Genomic DNA, 21,914 nt, shown 5'->3' with positions numbered 1-21,914 from the left:
AGATGCTATTAGGTTCACATGTTTCAATGAGTGGAAAGAAAATGCTACTTGGCTCAAGTGAGGAAGCAGCTTCATACGGTGCCACAACGATGATGATTTATACAGGTGCGCCACAAAATACACGTCGTAAAGCAATTGAAGAATTAAACATTGCAGCAGGACGCGCGCATATGGAAGCAAACGGTATTTCAAATATCGTTGTACATGCACCGTATATCATTAACATTGCCAATACAACAAAACCTGAAGTATTCCAACTGGGTGTTGAATTTTTACAAAAAGAAATTGAACGAACAGAAGCACTAGGCGCAAAACAGATTGTCTTGCATCCAGGTGCACATGTTGGAGCAGGTGCTGATGTAGGAATTGCTAAAATTATTGAAGGCTTAAATGAAGTGTTACAAGTCGATTCACCTGTGCAAATTGCTTTAGAAACGATGGCAGGTAAAGGTTCTGAATGTGGTCGTACATTTGAAGAATTGGCTCGTATTTTTGATGGTGTTGTCAATAATGAACGTCTATCTGTTTGTTTTGATACATGCCATACGCATGATGCGGGTTATGATATCGTTCATAATTTAGACGGTGTACTTGCTGAATTTGACCATCATATTGGCTTGAAAAACATTAAAGTATTACACATTAATGATAGTAAAAACCCAATGGGCGCTCATAAAGATCGTCATGAAAATATTGGTTTTGGTCATATTGGTTTTGAGCCATTACATCAAATTGTTCATCATGAAGCATTTGTAGACGTACCGAAAATTTTAGAAACACCATGGGTAGGACTTGATAAGAAGAAGTCAAAAGCACCATATAGTTATGAAATTGACATGTTGCGTTCAGGTGTATTTTCAACATCACCAATCGCTGAAATGAAAGAACAATAAAAAAATCTCTCGTACATATTGTGCGAGAGATTTTTAAATATGCGTAGTAGGCAAAAATCCTTTACATTCATACATTCTTCTATTATAATTTTAATTTGTAAATCGTAATGATTCTGAATTAGAAAGAAGCGAAGTATATGGAGAAGCAACCCCTCATTGAGTTGCAAAATGTTTCATTTCAATATGAATATACCAATGTATTAAATGATATATCACTGACAGTAAATGAAGGTGATTTTTTAGCATTATTAGGGCCAAATGGTTCAGGTAAATCAACAATGTTAAAGTTGATTCTTGGGTTGTTAAAGCCAACAAGTGGACAGGTGAAGTTATTTGGACAAGATGCAGCTAAGTTTAATCATCGAGAATGGATTGGCTATGTATCGCAAAAGTCGAATTCATTTAACTCAGGCTTCCCAGCAACGGTCTGTGAAGTCGTAGCAAGTGGTTTAACGAAGAAGCTAGGTCTATTTAAGCGTAAGTCTAAAAATGAAGAAAAACTCGTTTTAGAAGCACTACAGTCGGTAGGAATGGAAGCGTTCATTCATCGTAATATCGGAGAGCTTTCGGGTGGTCAGCAACAACGTGTCTTTATCGCGCGCGCATTAGTCGCCGATCCAAAGCTTTTAATTTTAGATGAGCCAACAGTAGGGATTGACTATGAAAATGTGCAAAGTTTTTATGATTTAATGGCACATTTGAATCGTCGTCATGATATGACATTATTATTAGTAACGCATGATGTGGATATTGTCTCAAGTAAAATCAGTCATGTTGCATGTCTGAATAAAACGATTCATTTCCATGGTTTTAAAAATGACTATATGAACTTGTCAAAAGAACAGTTGAATGAATGGTATGGCTATTCCGTTCGAAAAATTCATCATCACAAGGAGGATGAGACATGTTAACATCCATCTTGCATTATGAATTTTTACAAAATGCCTTTTTAGCAGGGATGATTATTGGATTAATTGCACCATTACTCGGTGTCTTCATTGTTGTACGTCGTCTATCATTAATTGCAGATGCTTTATCACATGTGACACTAGCAGGGATTGCAGGAAGTCTTTATTTAAGTCAGAGTGTTGTTGGGTTGGCTACATTGAATCCACTTTACTTAGGTATTGTTGCAGCGGTTGGTGGGTCGATGTTAATTGAAAAATTACGTCGACTGTATAAGCATTTTGAAGAATTATCGATTCCGATTATTATGTCAGCAGGTCTTGGTTTAAGTGCTATTTTTATCTCACTGGCACAAGGGTTTAGTACGGACTTATTCAGTTATTTATTCGGTTCTGTTTCAGCTGTAAGTCGACAAGATTTATGGATTGTCATCGGGATTGCAGTGATTGTACTTGTTTTCATCTTTTTACTATATAAAGAGTTATTCGTTCTATCATTTGACGACGAATATGCAAAAGCGAGTGGCTTACCTGTTAAAGTGATTCATACCATCTTTATGATTATTACAGCGCTTGTCATTGCTGCTTCAATGCGTATTGTAGGGATTTTATTAGTGTCATCACTGATTACATTACCAGTTGCGGCGAGTATTCGTATTGCGAAAAGTTTTAAACAGACGATTGTGTATGCGATTGTATTTGGTGAATTAGCAGTGATTGTCGGATTGGTAACTGCCTTCTATCTAAATCTAGCACCAGGTGGTACAATTGTGATAACATCAATACTTATTTTATTAATTGTTTTAATCGTAAAAAAAATCATGAATAAACGTGCGGCAAGTGTAAACTAAGAGAGGAGTCGTGGTTTGAGATGAACGTCCATCGAGCTTGGGAAATTTTAAAAGATAAAGGTTTTAAGAAAACAGATAAACGCGAACAGATTTTAGCGCTTTTTAGTGAAAGTGAAAAATACTTAACAGCACGTGACTTATTGGATGTTATGAAAAAAGATTATCCTGGTATGAGCTACGATACGATTTATCGCAATCTATCGACCTTTGTAGATTTAGGCATTTTAGAGTCTACTGAATTATCAGGAGAACGTCATTTCCGTATGCAATGTGAAACAGCACATCACCATCATCATTTTATCTGCATGGATTGTGGCAAGATTAAAGAAATTCATCATTGTCCGATGGAGATGCTAACGGAACAATTACCTGGTTATGAAGTCGATCAACATAAATTTGAGATTTATGGAAAATGTCCTGAATGTGTTACGCACGCTTAATGACTATAAAAAATAAAGAAACCTGTAGAATGTAGCAATACATTTTGCAGGCTTCTTTTACATAGATACTAAAGTGTTTCATCAGAGATAAATAAAGTATCTACTGTAGTATGTAATGCTTTTGCTAAATCAAATGCCAGTGATAGAGAAGGATCGTATTTATTATTTTCAATCGCGTTAATTGTTTGACGTGATACATGACATAGCTCGGCAACTTCTTGCTGCGATAATTTTAATGATTTACGAAGTTCATGAATGCGATTTTTCATATTTAATAACCGTACTTTCTTTTGAAGAAGAATAGAGCAATAAAGTATAAGATACAAAATGTAACAAGTGTAACGAGTGGATTCATCATTTCATATTTTTGATGGGTGATTATCGTATGGTAGATAATTGAGAAAATTTCTAAAATAAGATATACAAGGACTACAATAAATGTAGCAGAAGCAGCTTTCATTTTAATAAATTGTTTTCGCTCATCACCTTTTTTAAATAAGTAAACAATGAGTGTCGTAATTAGTAATAGCAAGACAATGAAGCCGATAATTAAAAGTAAAGACATGGAAACATCCTTTCATATGTAAAGTAATTACAATTAAAAGTAAAACATGTTTTACTTTTTTAGTCAAATATGTTTTACATATTAGATAAATATGAAATGCTTCTACAAAAATATCTGAAAATTGTTTATAATCAATCAAAGAAGGAGTGGGTTAGATGCAAGAAGTATGGATGTTTGCGGTAGTTGCGCTATTAATTGTCATGGTGCCAGGAGTAGATTCATTACTCGTATTAAAAAATACGATTTTACATGGCAGAAAAGCGGGTATTTTAACGATGGTAGGCATTATTTTAGCACTCATCGTCTGGACGACTCTAGCAGTACTAGGACTCGCTGCAGTCATATCGAAATCATTATATGTTTTTCTATTCATCAAATACGCAGGGGCGCTTTATTTAGTATATTTAGGCATTCAATCATGGCGTGCACGCGCTCAAAGTGTGACATTACAAGAAGCAGCTATTCCTGAAAAACAGCCGTTTAAAAATACGATGTTAAATTGTATGATGCAAGGTTTGACAACAGACTTATTAAATCCTAAAACCTTATTGTTATATGTCACATTGATGCCTCAATTTATTCAACCAAATCAAGCAGCGAATATACAGTTAATTATATTAGCAAGTGTACTAATGATTATCGCTATTTTTTGGTTAGGAATTGTTGTATTCATCATTAATATGATTCGTCAGTGGTTCTTACAGCCGAAGATTCAAAGTACATTCAATAAAGTCACAGCACTTGTTTTAGTTGGTTTAGGTGTACGAATTGCGACAGAAAAAATCTAGTTCTATATTGTTCACAGCATGCTAATATTTTGACTACCGAAACTATGCTATACTGATATCAAAATAGATAGATGAAGGTGACGAATGTGAAGCATATGAAATGGATAGTTCCAACAGTAGTAATTATTGTAATTGGTTGGGTAGCGATTTATGGTTATGTTGCAAAAAATGTACCTGTAGAAGATTTAACGAATCTACAACTATCTGAAAAAGATGGCTATTTACATGTAACAGGTGATTTTAAAAATGCTTCAGATCGTTATGCAGGATACAATTATACAATTGTAGACGGTAAAATGTATTTATCCATTAAAGCCGCTAAATTTACAGGTAAAAAGGGCGGATATGATTTTAAAATCCATGAAAATCATGCAAGAGAATTAAAAGAGGTAACACTGCGTGGGACGAATGAAAAGGATCAACGTGTTGTACCGATTAAACGCTAAAAAGAAAAGCACTCTGGTATATATTTATATGCCAAAGTGCTTTTTATTTTCATGGAATTTTTCGAATATGTTTCATTGTGAACGCACTATAAATAAAATGATTCAAAAGACTTTTTATTAGATAAAACAATCATTTCATAAGCATTATGGTTTTATTTTGCGAAAAATATCGAAAATATAAATTCAGAATAGAGTCTTTAGTTTATAAAAAAATAGAAGCTATAACATTTTTTTGATAAATAATGGTTCTTCACCAAAAGACGGAGTTGACTGAAATAGAACAATAGATGTTTCAGGCAAACGCTTTTCGCCGACAAGCAGCGCACTAATTTTCGCGACACGCGAAAATGGATTGCTCCATGCTTGTTTTCGGCAGGAATCGCTGTCTTGCACATTCACGCATGTCCTGTTTCAAGACGCAAACGAAGAAACAAATGAGCTTCGTTTCGATAACCAAATCCACATCTTTTAATGAGTTTGATTTTATTATTCATACCTTCCATTATGCCATTCGAAAAAGGGGAATAAATCGTCTTAAGCATGGCGTTTTCTCATAAGCGAACTGTTTTGGCAATTATTGAAAAGGCACTAGATAAATGGAATTGGTAGCGTGAAAACCATTCTTTTAAACGTCTTCTTCGTTGTTGGGCGGTCGTGAAAAATTGGATTAAATGAAAATGGTCTAGCATATGGGTAGCTGCAAGAAAAACACTTTGAATTGCGCCTACCATCGTTGGGGCGAAATCACTAATAACGGCACGGATTTTACCTGTCATTTGTTTCAATACATCTTCAATCGCTAAAATACGCCCGTTTTGTGCATTTAATACACTTGTCGCATAGTTATGTTCTTTACGAAGAGCGAATTCATCGACACAAATATACGTTGTTTCTCATCCGCAACCAACTCGGCAGCGTAGGAATAAAACCAACACTCAACTGTTGTATAAGGAATTTTATATTGTTTCGCAACGGTTGAAATGGACTGCTCGATACAACATTTTGTGGTTTTTGACGAAAAAAGCCGGCGATTGATGGATTAAACCTAATCCATAATCATATGTAAAAGTGCACGCACATTGCTTACAACGTCAAAAAATTTAATCCACAAACCACCAATTTCCCATACATAACTATGGCGAAAAAGGCGAAGTGTGCGGTCGTGACGCGTTGTAATTCCTTCGCAAATGGGACAGTGGATCTTTTGCGAAGTGATTGTGAGAGGAAATCCATTTGGTTCCTCATTTTTTGGAAATCCAACCTTAAAAAAGAATGGTAACGGAAGTATCGTTTTGATAAACTTAGAACACAAAGTGAACAACCCTTTCGTTATTGTCTCGACAACAAGTACGATACAGGAGTTTTCACTTTTTCTTTATTTATAAATGTTGAATTTTGGTTTTTTAAGAAAACAACCCCAAAATATAGTGAATCATCTAAAAAAATATTTTAAGGAAAAAATTAGATAATACATGTTTTAATTTGACCATTATATTCCATAATAGGTATAATCATAATTATAAATGATGCGATTTATCATTTTATGTTTCACCAAAAAATTGCCCACTATGGAAGGAGAAATGTTTAAATGAAAGCAGCAGTAGTCGCAAGTGATAAAACAGTTAAAATTGAGGATCGTGAATTACGTCCGTTAAAGCATGATGAAGCTTTAGTTAAAACGGAATATTGTGGTGTATGCCATACAGATTTACACGTAAAGAATGCTGACTTTGGCGATGTAACAGGTGTTGTATTAGGTCATGAGGGTGTCGGAAAAGTAATTGAAGTGGGAGAAGATGTGACAACTTTAAAAGTTGGAGATCGTGTATCAATTGCTTGGATGTATGAAAGTTGCGGACATTGCGAATATTGTACAACAGGTCGCGAAACATTATGCCGTGACGTGAAAAATGCTGGTTATACAGTAGATGGTGCGATGGCTGAAGAAGTAATTGTAAAAGCAGATTATGCAGTAAAAGTTCCAGATGGTTTAGATCCAGCAGCAGCTTCATCTGTTACATGTGCAGGTGTTACAACATATAAAGCAGTAAAAGAATCTCATATTCGTCCTGGACAATGGATTGGTGTGTTCGGAATTGGTGGTTTAGGTAATTTAGCAGTTCAATACGCGAAAAATGTATTCGGTGCTAAAGTAGTCGCATTCGATATTAGCGATGAAAAACTAGCATTCGCAAAGGAGCTAGGTGCAGATGCAACAGTGAACTCACTAAATGAAGATCCAGTTGAAAAAGCAAAGGAACTAACAGGTGGTAAAGGGTTAGATGCTACAGTTATTACAGCTGTTGCCAAAACACCATTCAACCAAGCTGTCGATGTTGTAAAAGCAGGAGCACGTGTTGTAGCAGTAGGTTTACCTGTAGATAAAATGGACTTAGATATTCCGCGTCTTGTACTAGACGGAATCCAAGTAGTAGGTTCTCTAGTTGGAACACGTCAAGATTTAGAAGAAGCCTTCCAATTTGCTGCTGAGGGTAAAGTAGTACCGAAAGTAGCACTTCGTCCAATTGAAGATATTAACGATATCTTTGAAGAGATGGAAGAAGGTAAGATTACAGGACGTATGGTAATTGACTTTACAAAATAAACAAAAAAGGAGAGATTTCGTCATAGCGAAATCTCTCCTTTTGTAATTAAATACCAAATTCTTTTTTAACCCAGTTTTCTGCCTCGCGCCAAGTATCAACACGTAAGACATTACGAGGAACTGCTTCACGATTATACGGTGCATCGAATAAAATAACAGGTATATCTAATTCCTCAGCTAACATGACAGCATTCGAATGTTTATCTTCAAAAAATAATTCGACACCTTGTTTTTTGGCTGCGATGACTTTACTTGCATTGCCAACAATCTCAAGTGCATCAAACGGAATATTTGAAGATTGTAACCACGTTTTTGTGACATCTGTGGCATTCGTTTCACGCGCTGTAATAAAGTTTAGCTTCGTATGTGGATGCCAATTATTTAAAATGCGTACAACATCTTGTTGAAGCGGTGGGTTACGATACATCTCAAGCTCTGTTTCTTTAAACCACTTGTAAAAATCTTTTGGGTCAACAGGTAAAGCTTTTGATAAATCATATTCCAAAATATCCTCAAGCATTAAATTTGTTTGATACTGTTTATTAATAAACGGAAGCAAGAACTCTTGTGCTGTAATTGTACCGTCAATATCAATTCCAAAACTATATTCCTTCAATTGTCTTGTCTCCATTGTAACTTATTGTTTTTTAAGAGCTTCTTTTTCAGCCTCTTGTTTTGCATAATATTCTTCAGCAAGAATATTAATCTCTTTTTTCAATTCTTCTACCATTGTTTCCTCTGGTACTTTACGAACTGTTTTACCGTGACGGAATAATAAACCTTCCCCACGTGCACCGGCAATACCGATATCAGCTTCACGTGCTTCACCAGGACCATTTACCGCACAACCAAGTACAGATACTTTAATTGGTGCTTTAATTGTTTGTAAATATTCTTCTACCTCATTTGCGATTGAAATTAAGTCAATTTCAATACGTCCGCAAGTAGGGCACGAAATTAATGTTGGAATATTTGAAGCAAGACCGAATGATTTTAATAATTCGCGTGCTACTTTAATTTCTTCTACTGGATCTGCTGAAAGTGAAATACGAAGTGTATTACCAATCCCTTTTGAAAGGATTGCACCAAGACCAGCAGATGATTTAATCGTACCTGAGAATAAAGTACCTGACTCTGTAATACCTAAGTGAAGTGGATAATCAAAAGCTTTTGCTGCTTTTTCATATGCTTCAATCGCTAAGTTTACATCAGAAGCTTTCATTGACACGATAATATCATGGAAATCTAAGTCTTCTAAAATTTTAATATGGTGTAATGCAGACTCAACCATACCATCTGCAGTTGGGTAGCCATATTTTTCAAGAATTTTACGTTCTAATGAACCAGCATTTACACCAATTCGAATTGGAACGCCTTTTGCTTTAGCTGCATTAACAACAGCTTCTACTTTTTCTTTGCGTCCAATATTACCAGGGTTAATACGAATTTTATCAACGCCTGCTTCAATTGCTTTTAAAGCTAATTTATAGTCGAAGTGAATATCTGCTACTAACGGAATATTAATTTGCTTTTTAATATCCGCTAACGCATCGGCTGCACGTTCATCTGGACATGCAACACGCACAATTTGACAACCTGCTTCTTCTAAACGATGGATTTCTGCCACTGTTGCTTCTACATCATGTGTCTTAGTTGTTGTCATACTTTGAATAATTACTTCATTACTGCCACCAATTGTTAAGTCTCCAACACGTACTTTACGTGTTTTGGAGCGGTGTGTTATTTCGCTCATCAAACTCTCTCCTTCATTGGCTGATCTAGTAGCCTCACTATCCCTATTCTATCAGTCTTTGAAACTAATTTACAAGGGAGAAACATTGTATAAGATAGGTTCTACCTATTTTCGTGTTGAAAAATACGTAAAAAGGAACGAAATAAGAAAAAACAAGTTGCACAGAAAGGGAAGAGGTATCAAAAAAACCATTTTAAGACAATGTAGGGTGTTTACAATTCTCTTTTTTCATGTTCATAATAGAGGTATTAACTCAAGAAGGGTATGTTAATGTGGACATGAATTGGCAAGAGATGATGGTACAATTTGCAGGCGGCTTAGGTCTGTTTTTATTTTCAATTAAATATATGGGAGATGGTTTACAAAAGTGGGCGGGAGATCGTTTGCGGGACGTCTTAGATCGCTACACGACCAATCCACTTTCAGGTGTACTTGTAGGAATTATCGTAACCATTCTCCTTCATTCAAGTGCCGCAACTGCGATTATTACAGTTGGTTTAGTTTCAGCAGGCTTTCTTACGTTAAGACAATCAATTGGTGTCATTATGGGCGCAAATGTAGGAACGACGTTAACTGCATTTTTAATTGGCTTTAATTTAGGGAACTACGCATACATATTAGTAGCAGTTGGTGCATTATCTATTTATTTTGTAAGAACGCCCCTATTTCAAAATATAGGACAATTATTATTTGGTTTAGGTGGCATGTTTATCGGACTGGATCTCATGTCAAATGGTATGGCGCCCCTTGCCAACTTGAATTCTTTCGTTGAGTGGTCGATGAAAATTAGCGAGTTCCCTCTATTTGGTGTACTAATTGGTATTATGTCGACATTCATTGTTCAAAGCTCGAGTGTGACAGTCGGTATTTTACAAGGGATGTTTGATGAAGGAATACTACCAATTCATACAGCTCTACCTATTTTATTTGGTGAAAATATCGGGACGACTCTAACCGTTATTTTAGCATCCATTGGTACAACGGTTATGGCAAGAAGAACAGCAGTCACGCACCTACTTTTCAATTTAATTGGAACAGTCGTATTTTTAACGTTCGTTAATTTTTTTACGCTCTATTTGGAATGGTTGATGAATATCTTCAATTTACAGCCACGTATGGTGATTGCATTTGCACATGGTTCATTTAATATTGGCAATGTCATGTTACAATTACCATTTATCGGTGTAATGGTATGGCTTGTCACAAAGGTTGTACCAGGCGAAGATAGTACTGTACAAATTCGCGCTAGTCAATTGGACGAGCAATTTATTAGTGCCTCACCCTCGATTGCGATTGGACAGGCAAAAGAAGAGGTTGTTCGCATGGGTGATTATAGTATCGAAGGATTGAAAAAGACTTGGGCTTATTTTGAAACATTCGATCGTCAAGTAGGGAATGAAGCTTTAAAGATAGAAGAAGTTATTAATAGTATGGATCGTAAAATTACAGACTACTTAATTCGAGTATCCAGTCAATCGTTGTCAGATACAGACTCCGCACGTCATCATGTCCTACTTGAAAATATTCGAGATATTGAACGAATTGGTGATCATTTTGAAAACATCGTTGAATTAATTGATGATATTGTCGCCAATCGTGTACAATTTAGTGCAATCGCAAAACAAGAATTAGCTGAAATGTATGAACTCGTCTTACAAAATGTTGAAGCTGCGCTCTATGTATTGAATACGAATGATTACAAGGATATAGAGCAAATTGAAAAGCGAGAAGAACAAATTGACCAATTAGAGCGCGTATTACGTAAAAAGCATATTCATCGTTTGAATAAAGGATTATGCACAGCTTACTCAGGTATTATTTTTACAGATATAATGAGTAATTTGGAACGAATTGGTGATCACGCCGTCAATCTAACAGAGAGTACATTACAAAAATAAGGAGTGATTTGGATGAGTATACTTGCATGGATTTTAATTATTCTCAGTTTCGTTATCGCATTTATTGGTTTAGTCTATCCGATTATTCCTTCCGTTCTATTTATATTTTTAGGCTTCATATTCTATGGGATTTTTTATGAATTTGGTGACCTTGCTTGGTGGTTCTGGGTTATTGAAATACTTTTAACCGTTTTATTATTTAGTGCAGATACGCTATCGAATATTGTCGGTGTGAAAAAATTTGGTGGCTCCAAAGCAGGAATGTGGGGGAGTACAATCGGTTTATTGATTGGACCGTTCGTTATACCTTTTGCTGGCATCATTTTAGGACCATTCTTAGGTGCGGTCATTGCAGAGTTGATTGTGACGCGTAGTTCGATTAAGAATGCTGTACTATCAGGAGTTGGTTCATTAGTTGGCTTCTTAACGTCCATTGTGACAAAGGGAATTATTCAAGTTATTATGATTCTCCTATTTATTTTTGCAATATAAAAATTCCGTCTAAAGACTGAAAAACGTATGGAATAGGCATTTTCATTTGAATAACGAATCATTTTTTGTTAATCTAAACGTGTAGTAAATAATAGTTATTCCAAGGAGGAATTTGAATTATGGCTTTTGAATTACCAAAATTACCTTATGCTAACGACGCACTAGAACCACATATCGATGCAAGAACAATGGAAATCCACCATGATCGTCATCACCAAACATATGTAACAGGTTTAAACACTGCTTTAGAAGGCAAAGAAGAATTTGCAGGTAAAACTGTAGAAGAAATCATCGCAAACTTAGATGCTGTTCCTGCTGATGTACGTACAGCTGTACGCAACAACGGTGGTGGCCACGCAAACCACTCTCTATTCTGGCTTTTATTAACTCCAAACGGTAAAGGCGCTCCAGAAGGCGAATTAGCGGCTGCAATCGATGCAAAATTCGGTTCATTCGACGCGTTCAAAGAAGAGTTTGCTAACGCTGCAAAAACTCGTTTCGGTTCAGGCTGGGCTTGGTTATCAGTAGTAAACGGTGAATTAGAAATTTCTTCTACACCAAACCAAGATTCACCAATCATGGAAGGTAAAACACCAATCCTTGGACTAGATGTTTGGGAGCACGCTTACTACCTAAACTATCAAAACGTACGTCCTGACTACATTGCAGCATTCTGGAACGTAGTAAACTGGGACAAAGTTGCAGAATTATACGCAGCAGCAAAATAATTTTGAACTTCTATAACGAATTCTTTTCCTTTTTAAAAAGATAGTATTCAAAAAGGAAAAGAAAGAAGAAAATAAAGAGCTACACTTGTACAAACTTTGTACATGGTGTGGTTCTTTTTTTATATAATGTTAACTCAATTCTAAATTAAAGCAAAAAATTAGTTTTGTGAAAACCTAGTATAATTAATTCTAAATTGTTAAAGCAATCTTATTCTCATTTTAGTCAAATAAAAAAATAGCTGGGGACAAAAGTATTTTTAACAGAGTAAATCTTGTATGATTTTTAGGTGCCACTTCGATTATACGAGATTCTTCGTTCATATCCATTTCCGCTTCGAAAAACGCTTTCCGCGGGCATGGCTTCAAACTCCTCGTCACTGCGTTCCTGTGGGGTTTTCAGCTCATGCTATTCCCGCAGGAGTCGTTTTCTACGCGTTCAATTGATTTAATTATTCGTGTTTAAACCATGTTCATTTTGTTCTGTCTCAGATTTCTCACATAATAAAATGCTACATTTTGTTTTTGAAGTCAAAATATAACTCTAGTGCATGATAGAGTGAAAGTGTCCCTTCATAAATGGATTGGTATCCCTTTTTTCCTTTAATAGGAATTGAGTGGTGAGGTTCAATTTGTCGGTTTGCGTCCTCTTTACTATAATTCATCTTAGTTAACAAAGTTTTTCCATTATCGTATACAAAATGTTCATCAAGGTCACCTTCATATTTCTCTACCCTTTTGCATCTAGATGTGATATCTGAAATTACACGCGTATTAGTGTAATTTTGTGAAAGATATAATCTAAATTGTTTAATATTCATTTGTGTTTCCTCCTTAAATAGTCGAATATAAATATTATATATTATTTTTGGGTAGAAACTCTTAGCATTTCAAGGTTATTGACGGTAAACAACTGATATAATCAAATTGTGTTAACACGACAAAAGTAAGTATCAAATGATAAGAAAAGTTATATATTCATTTTAGAATCACAATTAATTTGTTTTTGTATTCTGATTAATGTCCAAATCAAAAATGAAAGATGGTGTAAAAATGGGATTTAAGAAATTTGTACCGAAGCTCCAGGAGCCAGAGTATTATATGGAGATTCAAGATCACGATGTTCGTTTATCGGTTTTAAAAGCAAATGACATGCTTGAAACCTTGTATGATGCCTCGATTTCTGTGACGTATGCAGATGAAGCGGAGTATCCTGATGCAGAAGAAATGGAGAAAAAGCTTGTTCGGCGCATTCATACACGCCATGCCCTGCTCGACTTAAATAATTGTTTTGATTTGCTTCTGCAGGTGCCGTGGTTCCACTTCCGCATTTGGGAACAGTACAATCCTGGTGGTCCCCTACGCACGAACGATCGCAGAACGCATAACAACATTACTCGTAATGCAACAAATTGGGTAAAAGAAGCAGAAGAAAATTGCTCTTATTTAAAAATGGTAACATATTTAAAGCAACGGACAGATCCAGATACCGTAGCCTTTGTGGCAGAGTTAAAGCAATTCCGCGCAGACTACATATTTAATCAAGTAAAACCGTTTACTGTGCGCACGATCGCAAACCAAATGAAACACAACCACAGCTTAAAGTTAGAAGAATTCCATGCCCCGTATGATTTTAATGTTGAAATCAACGGCGTAAAGAGCAACTTAAAGGATAATCAGTTGTACCTGAAAATGGATTTGCCGTTTTATACAGAAAGTAATCCATCTGTTACACTGGGCACAGTGAAAGTAGAAATGAAAGATGATTTATATGTAGATGTGTTATATACAAATGGGGATAAGTTTTATGCAAAAGATTATTTAAAAGAAAACTCACGCTATAGGCTGAATGATATTCATCAAGAGCTAATTGATTACGGTAATGCATTAATTGATTTGTATGAAAAACTTCTGTTGGTTATTGAGCCAAATTTAGCACAAAACCCATCTTTAATTCCTATGATCATGAAAGAGAGCAAAACAATAAATTTAGATAAGTATTTTAAAAACTAAAAGATATTAAAACTTTTAAAATGAATTAGAAATGAAGGCGATAAGGAATTACATTTGTACAATTTTTGCGCGTGTCGTAGTTATTTTTTTCTTCTCCATTTTCTTAAGTTGGTATCTGAAGTAAAGGGTTATAGTTGAAGATTATAGAGGAGTACACTCGTGAAATTAAATGTAATTAGTATAATTACTTTTCTTTGTTTTCTTTTTATAAGAAGGTATAAAAATTCGAAGTTTTTGGGGACAGAATCGTGAATTAAAGTAAGTTTATATAAATTAATAATTACAAAATAAAAATAATGATAAAGATAAAGTATTTATATAATGTCTTAAAGTAATAAATGAGTGAAAGAAGAATTGTTTGTTGCTCCACACTTATATTAGAATAATCAATTTAAATATCGATGTTATGATAATTATATTGTCTAGATATCACTGAAAGAATAAATAAAACAAAGAAGGAGTTTGCTTATGATAAAAGCACTGAATTGTCCGAATTGTAGTGCTGTTTATAATCCAAAGACAGAAAATTGTGCATACTGTGGAAGTTATATTATTGTCACAAATAAGAAAAGTGGCACTTACCAAATTAAGAATGAGGAAAAAATATACTTTAATAGTGTTATGTTGGATTCGGGAGAATATCCAATACGTTCGGGGCTTGCGAACATATATAATAGTTTCTTTAATTCAGATGGTGGTCAATTGTTGTTAACTAATCGACGCTTGATATTTGTCACACATGGTTTGAACTTGAATCCTAATTTCTATTGGGAAACAAATCTAAAAGACATACAAAATGTGCAATTAACAAAAAATTTGTTGATTTCACAACATATCATCATTATAACGCCTAAGAAAAAATTAAAATTTGTTGTCTACAGAGGAAAAGAGTGGATAAGAGACATTGAAAAAGCTATGTATAAATAAAGATAGTTATAGTATTACTGGCAAAAAAAAACGACTTTTAACTTGTGAGAAATTTAGAAATGTATCAGAAGTCGGGAATCTAAAACTAGTTTTTTAGCACAAATAAATGATAATTTTAATTTAATTTGCTCTTTAAATACTATATGTTTCTATTTTATAAAATTGTTATCTAACGTAATTATAAGAAGTTAAAATTGATTACACTCGTACAATTTATTGTGTTTGACAAATTTTTGTTTTTATATAAAAAATTTGAAAGAGAAAGAGTATAAATAGAGAAGAACTTAATAGCAGCAAAATAATTTTGTAATTTCGGAACAAAACACGCCAACTTCACGTCATGAAGTTGACGTGTTTTTTCTATGTAAAAAAAGAAGAATGGGTTCTCTAGAAAACAGGACTTTTTATGTAAGATATTGGGTACATGAAAGAGAGGAAACGAACCCATAAAGAGTAGCATGAGACTGTTTTTTACATAAAAAAATGTTATACTACTATTTATGAAAAGGACAGAGGGAGGCCCACTGATGAAGCGAAAGAATAAAGGTAAAACTAAGCGCTCCTCCAACGGCAATGCAAAGCAGAGAGCCAATCTTTCCCTACGAATGAATATTTTGTTTTTTACAATTTTTATCTTATTTACAGTGTTAGTTATGCGGTTAGGATATGTTCAAATTGTAAAGGGAGAAGAATATGCTCAGCAACTTCAAAAAACAGAAGAAGCAACAGTGAATACAAGTGTGCCGCGTGGGCGCATTTTTGACCGTAATGGGAAGGTTTTAGTAGATAATAAGCCGAAAAATGCCATTACGTACACAAAGTATTCAACGACTACTTCGGAAGAAATGTTAAAGATGGCGAAAAAGTTATCAAAACTGATTACGATGGAAACAGATCGTATTGCAGAGCGTGATAAATTGGATTATTGGATGATTAAGCATCCGAAAGAAGCGAAAGCAAAAATCACGAAAGAAGAAGAGAAAAAAATCTTAGAGAATGGTAAAAAAGCAGGCGACCAACAAAATGAGATTGATCAAATCATTCGTGAACGTATTACAAAAGAAGAATTAAATTCTTTAACAAAAAAAGATTTACAAATTGTAGCGATTTACTCGAAAATGGTCGCAGGGTATAATTTATCACCTCAAATTATTAAGAGTGATAAAGTATCAGATGAAGAATTTGCGGTGGTATCTGAACATCTAAGTGAATTACCGGGTGTGAACACAACAACGGATTGGCAACGTGAAAAGAAATCGGATTTAAGTATTCTTGGTGCCACAACAACGCCAAAAGAAGGGATTCCGAAAGATAAATTAAGTTACTTCTTAGCGCGTGACTATTCACGAAATGATCGTGTCGGTAAGTCGTATTTAGAACAAGAATACGAACCTATCTTACAAGGGGAAAAGTCCGTTGTTAAATCAGATACGGATAGTAGTGGTAAAGTAGTTGATACGAAAGTTGTGAAAGAAGGGAAAGCAGGTAAAGACCTTGTTTTAACAATTGATAGTAAGCTACAAAAAGAAACAGATAAGATTGTAACAGAGCAATTAATGATGGCGAAGCGTACAGGTGCTTCGAGTTTATTAGATCGTACTTTCCTTGTAATGATGGATCCAAATACAGGTGAAATTCTATCAATGGTAGGTAAGAAGATTGAAACAGACGATAATGGCAAGCAGCAAATTACGGACTACTCAATTGGTAACTTTACAAGTTCATATGAAGTAGGTTCAGTTATTAAACCAGCTACGTTATTAACAGGTTATCATTATAATGCGATCAATGTAGGAGAATACTTTGTTGATTCACCTGTTAAATTAGCCGGTACAAGACCGAAATCTTCTATCTTCAACCGTGGTGGTTCAATTTCTCTAAATGATACGACAGCAATTGAACGTTCATCTAACGTTTATATGTTTAAAACAGCGATGAAAATTGCTAAATTACCATATATTTATAATGGACCACTTCCAACAACAACTGAAGACTTTAACCGTATACGTCGTTACTACGCACAGTTCGGTTTAGGGGTAGAAACAGGTATTGATTTACCTGGAGAATTTACAGGGGTTAAAGGGTCTGAAACAATCGGTGGTAAGTATCTCGACTTAGTAATCGGACAGTACGATACATTTACACCGTTACAATTAGCACAGTATGTCTCAACAATTGCGAATGGTGGTAAGCGTATTGCACCTCGTCTTTTAAAAGAAATTCATGAACCGTCACAAGATGGTGAGAAAATTGGTGCTTTAGAGCAAGAAATTCAACCAAAAGTATTGAATACGATTGATAACTCTGAGCAAGAGATTAATCATGTGAAAGATGCAATGAGTAAAGTGTACTACGGTTCACAAGGTTCAGGTGCAAGTCAATTTAAAGATTCGAAATTTAATGGTGCTGGTAAAACAGGTACTGCACAGGTAGTATACTTTGGACCGCAAAAAAGTCGATATGGTACAGAAACATTAACGGTTACACACGTTGGTTTTGCACCGAAAGACAATCCTCAAATAGCTTATGCGGTTGTTGTACCTTGGATTACAACATCAGAACAATATACGCCAATTAACAATATTATCGCGCGTAAGTCAGTTGATAAGTACTTTGAGCTGAAAAAGAAAGAAACGAAAAAAGATAAACAAACAATCGGTACAAAAATTCAATAGTTCTTATAAGCTGTATCTCTTTATAACAAGAGGTACAGCTTTTTTTGTTTTCATATACAGTCTTTACATACGTTTACAAATCATTAACAAAATGAACATACCTTCTTACAATTCATTTATATGTCCTCAATAATCATTCTTTATAGTAAGTGTTGTAAGAAATAATAAACAGAACGCTTAGGGGGAAAAACAATGAAAAACTGGAAGTACTTTATGATGACATCAATCGTAGGCTCGGCATTAATCTTAGGAGCGTGCGGCAATAGCAATAACGAATCATCAAAAGGATCTTCAACAACTTCTCAAACAGATGCACAAGCAGGTGAAAATGAGAAGCTAGAAGGTAAAATTTCAGGAGATGGGTCTTCAACTGTTGCACCAATCATGGAAGCAATCGTAGAAGAATATTCAGCAGTACAACCGAAAGTGCAAGTATCAGTGGGTGTGTCAGGTACTGGCGGTGGATTTGAAAAATTCATTAACGGCGAAACAGACTTCTCAGATGCTTCTCGTCCAATCAAAGAGGAAGAAGCAGCGAAGTTAAAAGAGAAGAACATCGACTACACAGAATTAAAAATCGCATTTGACGGCTTATCAATCGTTGTAAACAAAGAAAACACATGGTTGAAAGATGCGACTGTTGACGAAATCAAAAAGATCTGGCTAGAAGATGGTAAAGAGAAAAAATGGTCAGATATCAACCCAAAATGGCCAAACGAGAAAATTGTTTATTATTCACCAGGAACGGAATCAGGCACATATGATTACTTCGTAAATGATATTTTAGAAGGCAAAGACATCGTGAAATCAGCTACTTTATCAGAAGATGATAATGTTCTTGTAAAAGGCGTTGAATCAGATAAAAACGCAATTGGCTACTTCGGATTTGCTTACTATGTAGCGAATAAAGATAAGTTACAAGTGGTAAAAGTCGATGGTGTAGAGCCAACGCATGACACAATTGAATCAGGCGAATACACACCGCTTTCACGTCCACTATTCGTTTACGTGAAAAATGAAGCAGTGAAAAATAATCCTGTAATGTACAACTTCACAGAATACATGGTGAAAAATGCAGGACCGATGGCTGAAGCAGTTGGTTATGTAAAAGCACCAGAAGATGTTTATAAAGAAGATCTAGCAAAAGTAGAAAAATTAAAAAAATAAGGTGTCACAATTGAAGGACTGACCTACCAGTCACCTGCCATTAGCAGTTGCATAGGGCAGTCCTCTTTTCTTAAAGGAGTGAAAGACGTTGTCTACAAACAAGGCAGGAGACAAATTGAATGTTCAAAGTATGATTGAACAACATAAAAATAAAGGTATGAAAAAGTTCGTTGAAAAATTAATGCCTAAATTATTGTTTATTACAGCGCTTGTGTCTGTATTAGCAACGATTGGTATTGTTTTTACGCTCATTTTTGAGACATTTGAATTCTTTAGAAGAGTCCCATTCTTCGATTACATACTCGGAACAGAGTGGCTACCATTCTCAGGGACATCTCCGAGTTATGGTGTATTACCACTTATTATCGGTACATTAAAAGTAACAGGCATCGCGATAGTTGTAGCAGTACCTCTTGGCTTAGCAGCTGCCATTTATTTAAGTGAATATGCATCAGATAATGTACGTCGTGTTGTCAAACCGATTTTAGAGGTTTTAGCAGGCGTTCCAACGATTGTTTACGGCTTCTTCGCATTAACATTTGTAACACCTCTTTTACAAGAAGTGATTCCAGGTTTAAAAATCTTCAATGCGATTAGCCCAGGGATTGTTGTCGGGATCATGATTCTTCCAACCATTGCTTCTTTATCAGAAGATGCGATGTCAAGTGTGCCAAGATCGATGCGTGAAGGTGCATTAGCACTTGGTTCGACGAAATTAGAAGTAGCTTTAAAAGTTGTTTTACCAGCAGCATTATCAGGAATTTTAGCATCTGTTGTTCTTGGAATCTCTCGTGCGATTGGTGAGACGATGATTGTATCTCTTGCAGGTGGTTCAACACCAAAGTTTGACGGGGAAATTACAGACTCTATTCAAACAATGACAGCGTATATCGTACAAGTATCAACAGGCGATGCGGGTTACGGTACAACGATTTACTACTCAATTTATGCAGTTGGTTTCACATTATTCATCTTTACATTACTCATGAACCTTCTAGCTGGCTATATCTCTAAAAAGTTTAGGGAGGAATACTAATGAATTACATCCATCACGATACGGTAGTCAAACGTATGTCAAAACGTCTACTTAAAAATAAAATTTATAAAATGTTGTTTTTAAGTGCGACATTACTAGCTTTGCTCGTTCTAGCTGTTCTTGGCTACCGCATGATTACACAAGGTGCAGGTTATCTCAACTGGGATTTTTTAAATAACTTCTCATCTCGCTTCCCACAAAACGCAGGGATTAAAGCAGCTCTTGTCGGTTCAATTTGGTTACTAGCTGTTGTCGCACCTGTTTCGCTGATTTTAGGTGTTGGTGCAGCCGTTTATTTAGAAGAATATGCAAAAAAGAATCGTATTACAACGTTCATTCAAATGAATATTTCAAACTTAGCAGGTGTTCCATCAATCGTATTCGGTTTACTTGGATTAACCATTTTCGTTCGTATGCTTGGCATGGGTAAAAGTGTACTTGCTGCTGGATTAACGATGAGTCTTCTGATCTTACCCGTTATTATCGTTGCAGCACAGGAAGCCATTCGAGCTGTTCCGAATGAATTACGTGAAGCTTCTTATGGAATTGGTGCAACAAAATGGCAAACAATTTTAAAAGTAGTCTTACCATCAGCCATTCCAGGAATTTTAACAGGTGGGATATTAGCGCTCTCTCGTGCAATCGGTGAAACAGCACCACTTGTTGTCATCGGTATTCCAGTAATCATTCACTTTTTACCTGAAAGTATCTTTAGTGAATTCACAGCACTTCCAATGCAAATCTTTGACTGGGCAAAACGTCCACAAGAGGAGTTCCAGTATGTTGCAGCGGCAGGGATTCTCGTATTGATGGCAGTTCTCGTATTTATGAACTCAATCGCAGTAATTATTCGAAATAAATTCTCAAAACGTTATTAAAATGGAGGCAATGAACATGGTCAAAAAACCAATCGTTGAACAAGCAATGCAAGAAAAGAAAAAAGATTTAAAAGTGATTACACCGTCTGAGAAGGCAAGTATTTATAAGACTGAAAATTTAAACCTTTGGTATGGCGATAAACATGCATTGAAAGACATTCAATTAGACATTAAACAGAATGAAGTAACAGCGATTATTGGTCCTTCTGGTTGTGGGAAGTCAACGTATTTGAAAACATTAAATCGTATGGTTGAGTTAGTACCTTCTGTTCGTACAACAGGAGAAATTCATTATCGCAATCGTAATATTTTAGATAAATCGTATCAAGTGGAAGAACTACGTACAAAAGTAGGCATGGTATTCCAAAAGCCAAATCCATTCCCAAAATCAATCTACGATAATATTGCATACGGTCCACGTATTCATGGGATTAAAAATCGTAAAATCTTAGATGAAATTGTTGAGAGAAGTTTACGTGGTGCAGCGATTTGGGATGAGGTAAAAGACAGACTACATGAAAATGCGTATGGTCTATCAGGTGGTCAGCAACAACGTATTTGTATCGCACGCTGTTTAGCGATTGAACCAGACGTTATTTTAATGGATGAACCAACATCTGCACTCGATCCAATTTCTACTTTGAAAGTAGAAGAATTAGTACAGGAATTGAAAAAAGATTATTCGATTATTATCGTAACACATAACATGCAACAAGCAGCGCGTATTTCTGATAAAACTGCATTCTTCTTAAACGGGGAAGTAATCGAGTACGACGAAACAGATAAAATCTTCTCGAATCCAGCAGATCAGCGTACAGAGGATTATGTATCGGGCCGTTTTGGATAAGGAGGAGAAG

The 21,914-nt window shown here is 35.4% G+C and carries 23 protein-coding genes and 1 pseudogene; 17 read left to right on the top strand and 7 right to left on the bottom strand.

What is annotated here, in order from left to right; translation table 11 throughout:
- The first annotated feature begins 2 nt into the window (after positions 1–2).
- The 4 genes from QN089_RS08935 to QN089_RS08920 all read left to right on the top strand — a co-directional run bounded on the left by QN089_RS08935 (position 3) and on the right by QN089_RS08920 (position 3,089).
- Positions 3–893 carry a deoxyribonuclease IV gene (locus QN089_RS08935; protein WP_068452666.1) on the top strand — a complete coding sequence of 297 codons (891 nt, stop codon included), beginning with the start codon at positions 3–5 and terminating at the stop codon, positions 891–893.
- A 137-nt stretch (positions 894–1,030) separates the two neighbouring features.
- Positions 1,031–1,804, top strand: coding sequence for a metal ABC transporter ATP-binding protein (locus QN089_RS08930; protein ID WP_087680274.1), 774 nt, complete (start codon positions 1,031–1,033; stop codon positions 1,802–1,804).
- Positions 1,798–2,649 carry a metal ABC transporter permease gene (locus tag QN089_RS08925; protein WP_068452671.1) on the top strand — a complete coding sequence of 284 codons (852 nt, stop codon included), beginning with the start codon at positions 1,798–1,800 and terminating at the stop codon, positions 2,647–2,649. The genes QN089_RS08930 and QN089_RS08925 overlap by 7 nt, the downstream gene beginning before the upstream one ends.
- A 20-nt stretch (positions 2,650–2,669) precedes the next feature.
- Positions 2,670–3,089, top strand: a complete 420-nt coding sequence (locus QN089_RS08920; protein ID WP_068452675.1) for a Fur family transcriptional regulator — start codon at positions 2,670–2,672, stop codon at positions 3,087–3,089.
- Between the two features lie 68 nt (positions 3,090–3,157).
- Here QN089_RS08920 and QN089_RS08915 read toward each other — a convergent pair whose 3' ends face one another.
- A complete protein-coding gene (locus QN089_RS08915) occupies positions 3,158–3,358 on the bottom strand; it encodes a helix-turn-helix transcriptional regulator (RefSeq protein ID WP_285215123.1) in 201 nt (66 codons plus the stop codon).
- Between the two features lie 2 nt (positions 3,359–3,360).
- Positions 3,361–3,654 carry a hypothetical protein gene (locus QN089_RS08910; protein WP_285215122.1) on the bottom strand — a complete coding sequence of 98 codons (294 nt, stop codon included), beginning with the start codon at positions 3,652–3,654 and terminating at the stop codon, positions 3,361–3,363.
- A gap of 155 nt (positions 3,655–3,809) precedes the next feature.
- Here QN089_RS08910 and QN089_RS08905 point away from each other — a divergent pair, with 155 nt between their 5' ends.
- Together QN089_RS08905 and QN089_RS08900 are read left to right on the top strand one after the other, a co-directional pair.
- Positions 3,810–4,442, top strand: a complete 633-nt coding sequence (locus QN089_RS08905; protein WP_285215121.1) for a LysE family translocator — start codon at positions 3,810–3,812, stop codon at positions 4,440–4,442.
- A gap of 86 nt (positions 4,443–4,528) precedes the next feature.
- Positions 4,529–4,888 carry a hypothetical protein gene (locus tag QN089_RS08900; protein WP_068452681.1) on the top strand — a complete coding sequence of 120 codons (360 nt, stop codon included), beginning with the start codon at positions 4,529–4,531 and terminating at the stop codon, positions 4,886–4,888.
- A gap of 419 nt (positions 4,889–5,307) precedes the next feature.
- Here QN089_RS08900 and QN089_RS08895 read toward each other — a convergent pair.
- Positions 5,308–5,439, bottom strand: a pseudogene (locus QN089_RS08895) (transposase); the annotation flags it as partial.
- Positions 5,440–5,769 carry a transposase gene (locus QN089_RS08890; RefSeq protein WP_285216426.1) on the bottom strand — a complete coding sequence of 110 codons (330 nt, stop codon included), beginning with the start codon at positions 5,767–5,769 and terminating at the stop codon, positions 5,440–5,442. It lies immediately after the preceding pseudogene.
- Positions 5,770–6,476: 707 nt separating this feature from the next.
- On the opposite strand from QN089_RS08890, the gene adhP reads away from it, so the two are divergent.
- Complete coding sequence (gene adhP, locus QN089_RS08885) at positions 6,477–7,493, top strand: alcohol dehydrogenase AdhP (RefSeq protein WP_068452693.1); 1,017 nt, start codon at positions 6,477–6,479, stop codon at positions 7,491–7,493.
- Between the two features lie 46 nt (positions 7,494–7,539).
- On the opposite strand, the gene QN089_RS08880 is transcribed toward adhP, so the two are convergent.
- Together QN089_RS08880 and ispG are read right to left on the bottom strand one after the other, a co-directional pair.
- Complete coding sequence (locus QN089_RS08880; protein ID WP_285215120.1) at positions 7,540–8,109, bottom strand: 5' nucleotidase, NT5C type; 570 nt, start codon at positions 8,107–8,109, stop codon at positions 7,540–7,542.
- A gap of 21 nt (positions 8,110–8,130) precedes the next feature.
- Positions 8,131–9,246, bottom strand: coding sequence for a flavodoxin-dependent (E)-4-hydroxy-3-methylbut-2-enyl-diphosphate synthase (ispG, locus tag QN089_RS08875; protein ID WP_068452699.1), 1,116 nt, complete (start codon positions 9,244–9,246; stop codon positions 8,131–8,133).
- A gap of 278 nt (positions 9,247–9,524) precedes the next feature.
- Here ispG and QN089_RS08870 point away from each other — a divergent pair, with 278 nt between their 5' ends.
- From QN089_RS08870 to QN089_RS08860, 3 genes are all read left to right on the top strand, one after another.
- Positions 9,525–11,144 carry a Na/Pi cotransporter family protein gene (locus QN089_RS08870; RefSeq protein WP_240626024.1) on the top strand — a complete coding sequence of 540 codons (1,620 nt, stop codon included), beginning with the start codon at positions 9,525–9,527 and terminating at the stop codon, positions 11,142–11,144.
- A gap of 12 nt (positions 11,145–11,156) precedes the next feature.
- Positions 11,157–11,636 (top strand): DUF456 domain-containing protein, encoded by a 480-nt coding sequence (locus QN089_RS08865; protein WP_068452705.1) that lies wholly within the window; start codon positions 11,157–11,159, stop codon positions 11,634–11,636.
- Between the two features lie 119 nt (positions 11,637–11,755).
- A complete protein-coding gene (locus QN089_RS08860) occupies positions 11,756–12,364 on the top strand; it encodes a superoxide dismutase (protein WP_068452708.1) in 609 nt (202 codons plus the stop codon).
- 509 nt (positions 12,365–12,873) lie between these two features.
- On the opposite strand, the gene QN089_RS08855 is transcribed toward QN089_RS08860, so the two are convergent.
- Positions 12,874–13,182, bottom strand: coding sequence for a hypothetical protein (locus QN089_RS08855; protein WP_285215119.1), 309 nt, complete (start codon positions 13,180–13,182; stop codon positions 12,874–12,876).
- A 280-nt stretch (positions 13,183–13,462) separates the two neighbouring features.
- Here QN089_RS08855 and QN089_RS08850 point away from each other — a divergent pair, with 280 nt between their 5' ends.
- The 7 genes from QN089_RS08850 (at position 13,463) to pstB (ending at position 21,904) form a co-directional block, all read left to right on the top strand.
- Positions 13,463–14,374, top strand: coding sequence for a hypothetical protein (locus QN089_RS08850; protein ID WP_285215118.1), 912 nt, complete (start codon positions 13,463–13,465; stop codon positions 14,372–14,374).
- 468 nt (positions 14,375–14,842) lie between these two features.
- A complete protein-coding gene (locus QN089_RS08845) occupies positions 14,843–15,301 on the top strand; it encodes a PH domain-containing protein (RefSeq protein ID WP_285215117.1) in 459 nt (152 codons plus the stop codon).
- Between the two features lie 527 nt (positions 15,302–15,828).
- Entirely contained in the window at positions 15,829–17,976 is a 2,148-nt protein-coding gene (locus tag QN089_RS08840; protein ID WP_285215116.1) for a peptidoglycan D,D-transpeptidase FtsI family protein, read from the top strand.
- Positions 17,977–18,168: 192 nt separating this feature from the next.
- Positions 18,169–19,143 carry a PstS family phosphate ABC transporter substrate-binding protein gene (locus QN089_RS08835; RefSeq protein ID WP_285215115.1) on the top strand — a complete coding sequence of 325 codons (975 nt, stop codon included), beginning with the start codon at positions 18,169–18,171 and terminating at the stop codon, positions 19,141–19,143.
- Between the two features lie 130 nt (positions 19,144–19,273).
- A complete protein-coding gene (pstC, locus tag QN089_RS08830; RefSeq protein ID WP_068457305.1) occupies positions 19,274–20,179 on the top strand; it encodes a phosphate ABC transporter permease subunit PstC in 906 nt (301 codons plus the stop codon).
- Complete coding sequence (pstA, locus tag QN089_RS08825) at positions 20,179–21,057, top strand: phosphate ABC transporter permease PstA (protein ID WP_087680264.1); 879 nt, start codon at positions 20,179–20,181, stop codon at positions 21,055–21,057. Before pstC ends, pstA begins: the two co-directional genes overlap by 1 nt.
- Before the next feature lie 46 nt (positions 21,058–21,103).
- A complete protein-coding gene (gene pstB, locus QN089_RS08820) occupies positions 21,104–21,904 on the top strand; it encodes a phosphate ABC transporter ATP-binding protein PstB (RefSeq protein ID WP_087680461.1) in 801 nt (266 codons plus the stop codon).
- Positions 21,905–21,914: the final 10 nt, after the last annotated feature.

The organism is Kurthia sp. YJT4, assembly GCF_030219945.1.
In the GTDB taxonomy this organism is placed as follows: domain Bacteria; phylum Bacillota; class Bacilli; order Bacillales_A; family Planococcaceae; genus Kurthia; species Kurthia gibsonii.
This window is presented reverse-complemented; position numbering and strand designations above follow the sequence as displayed.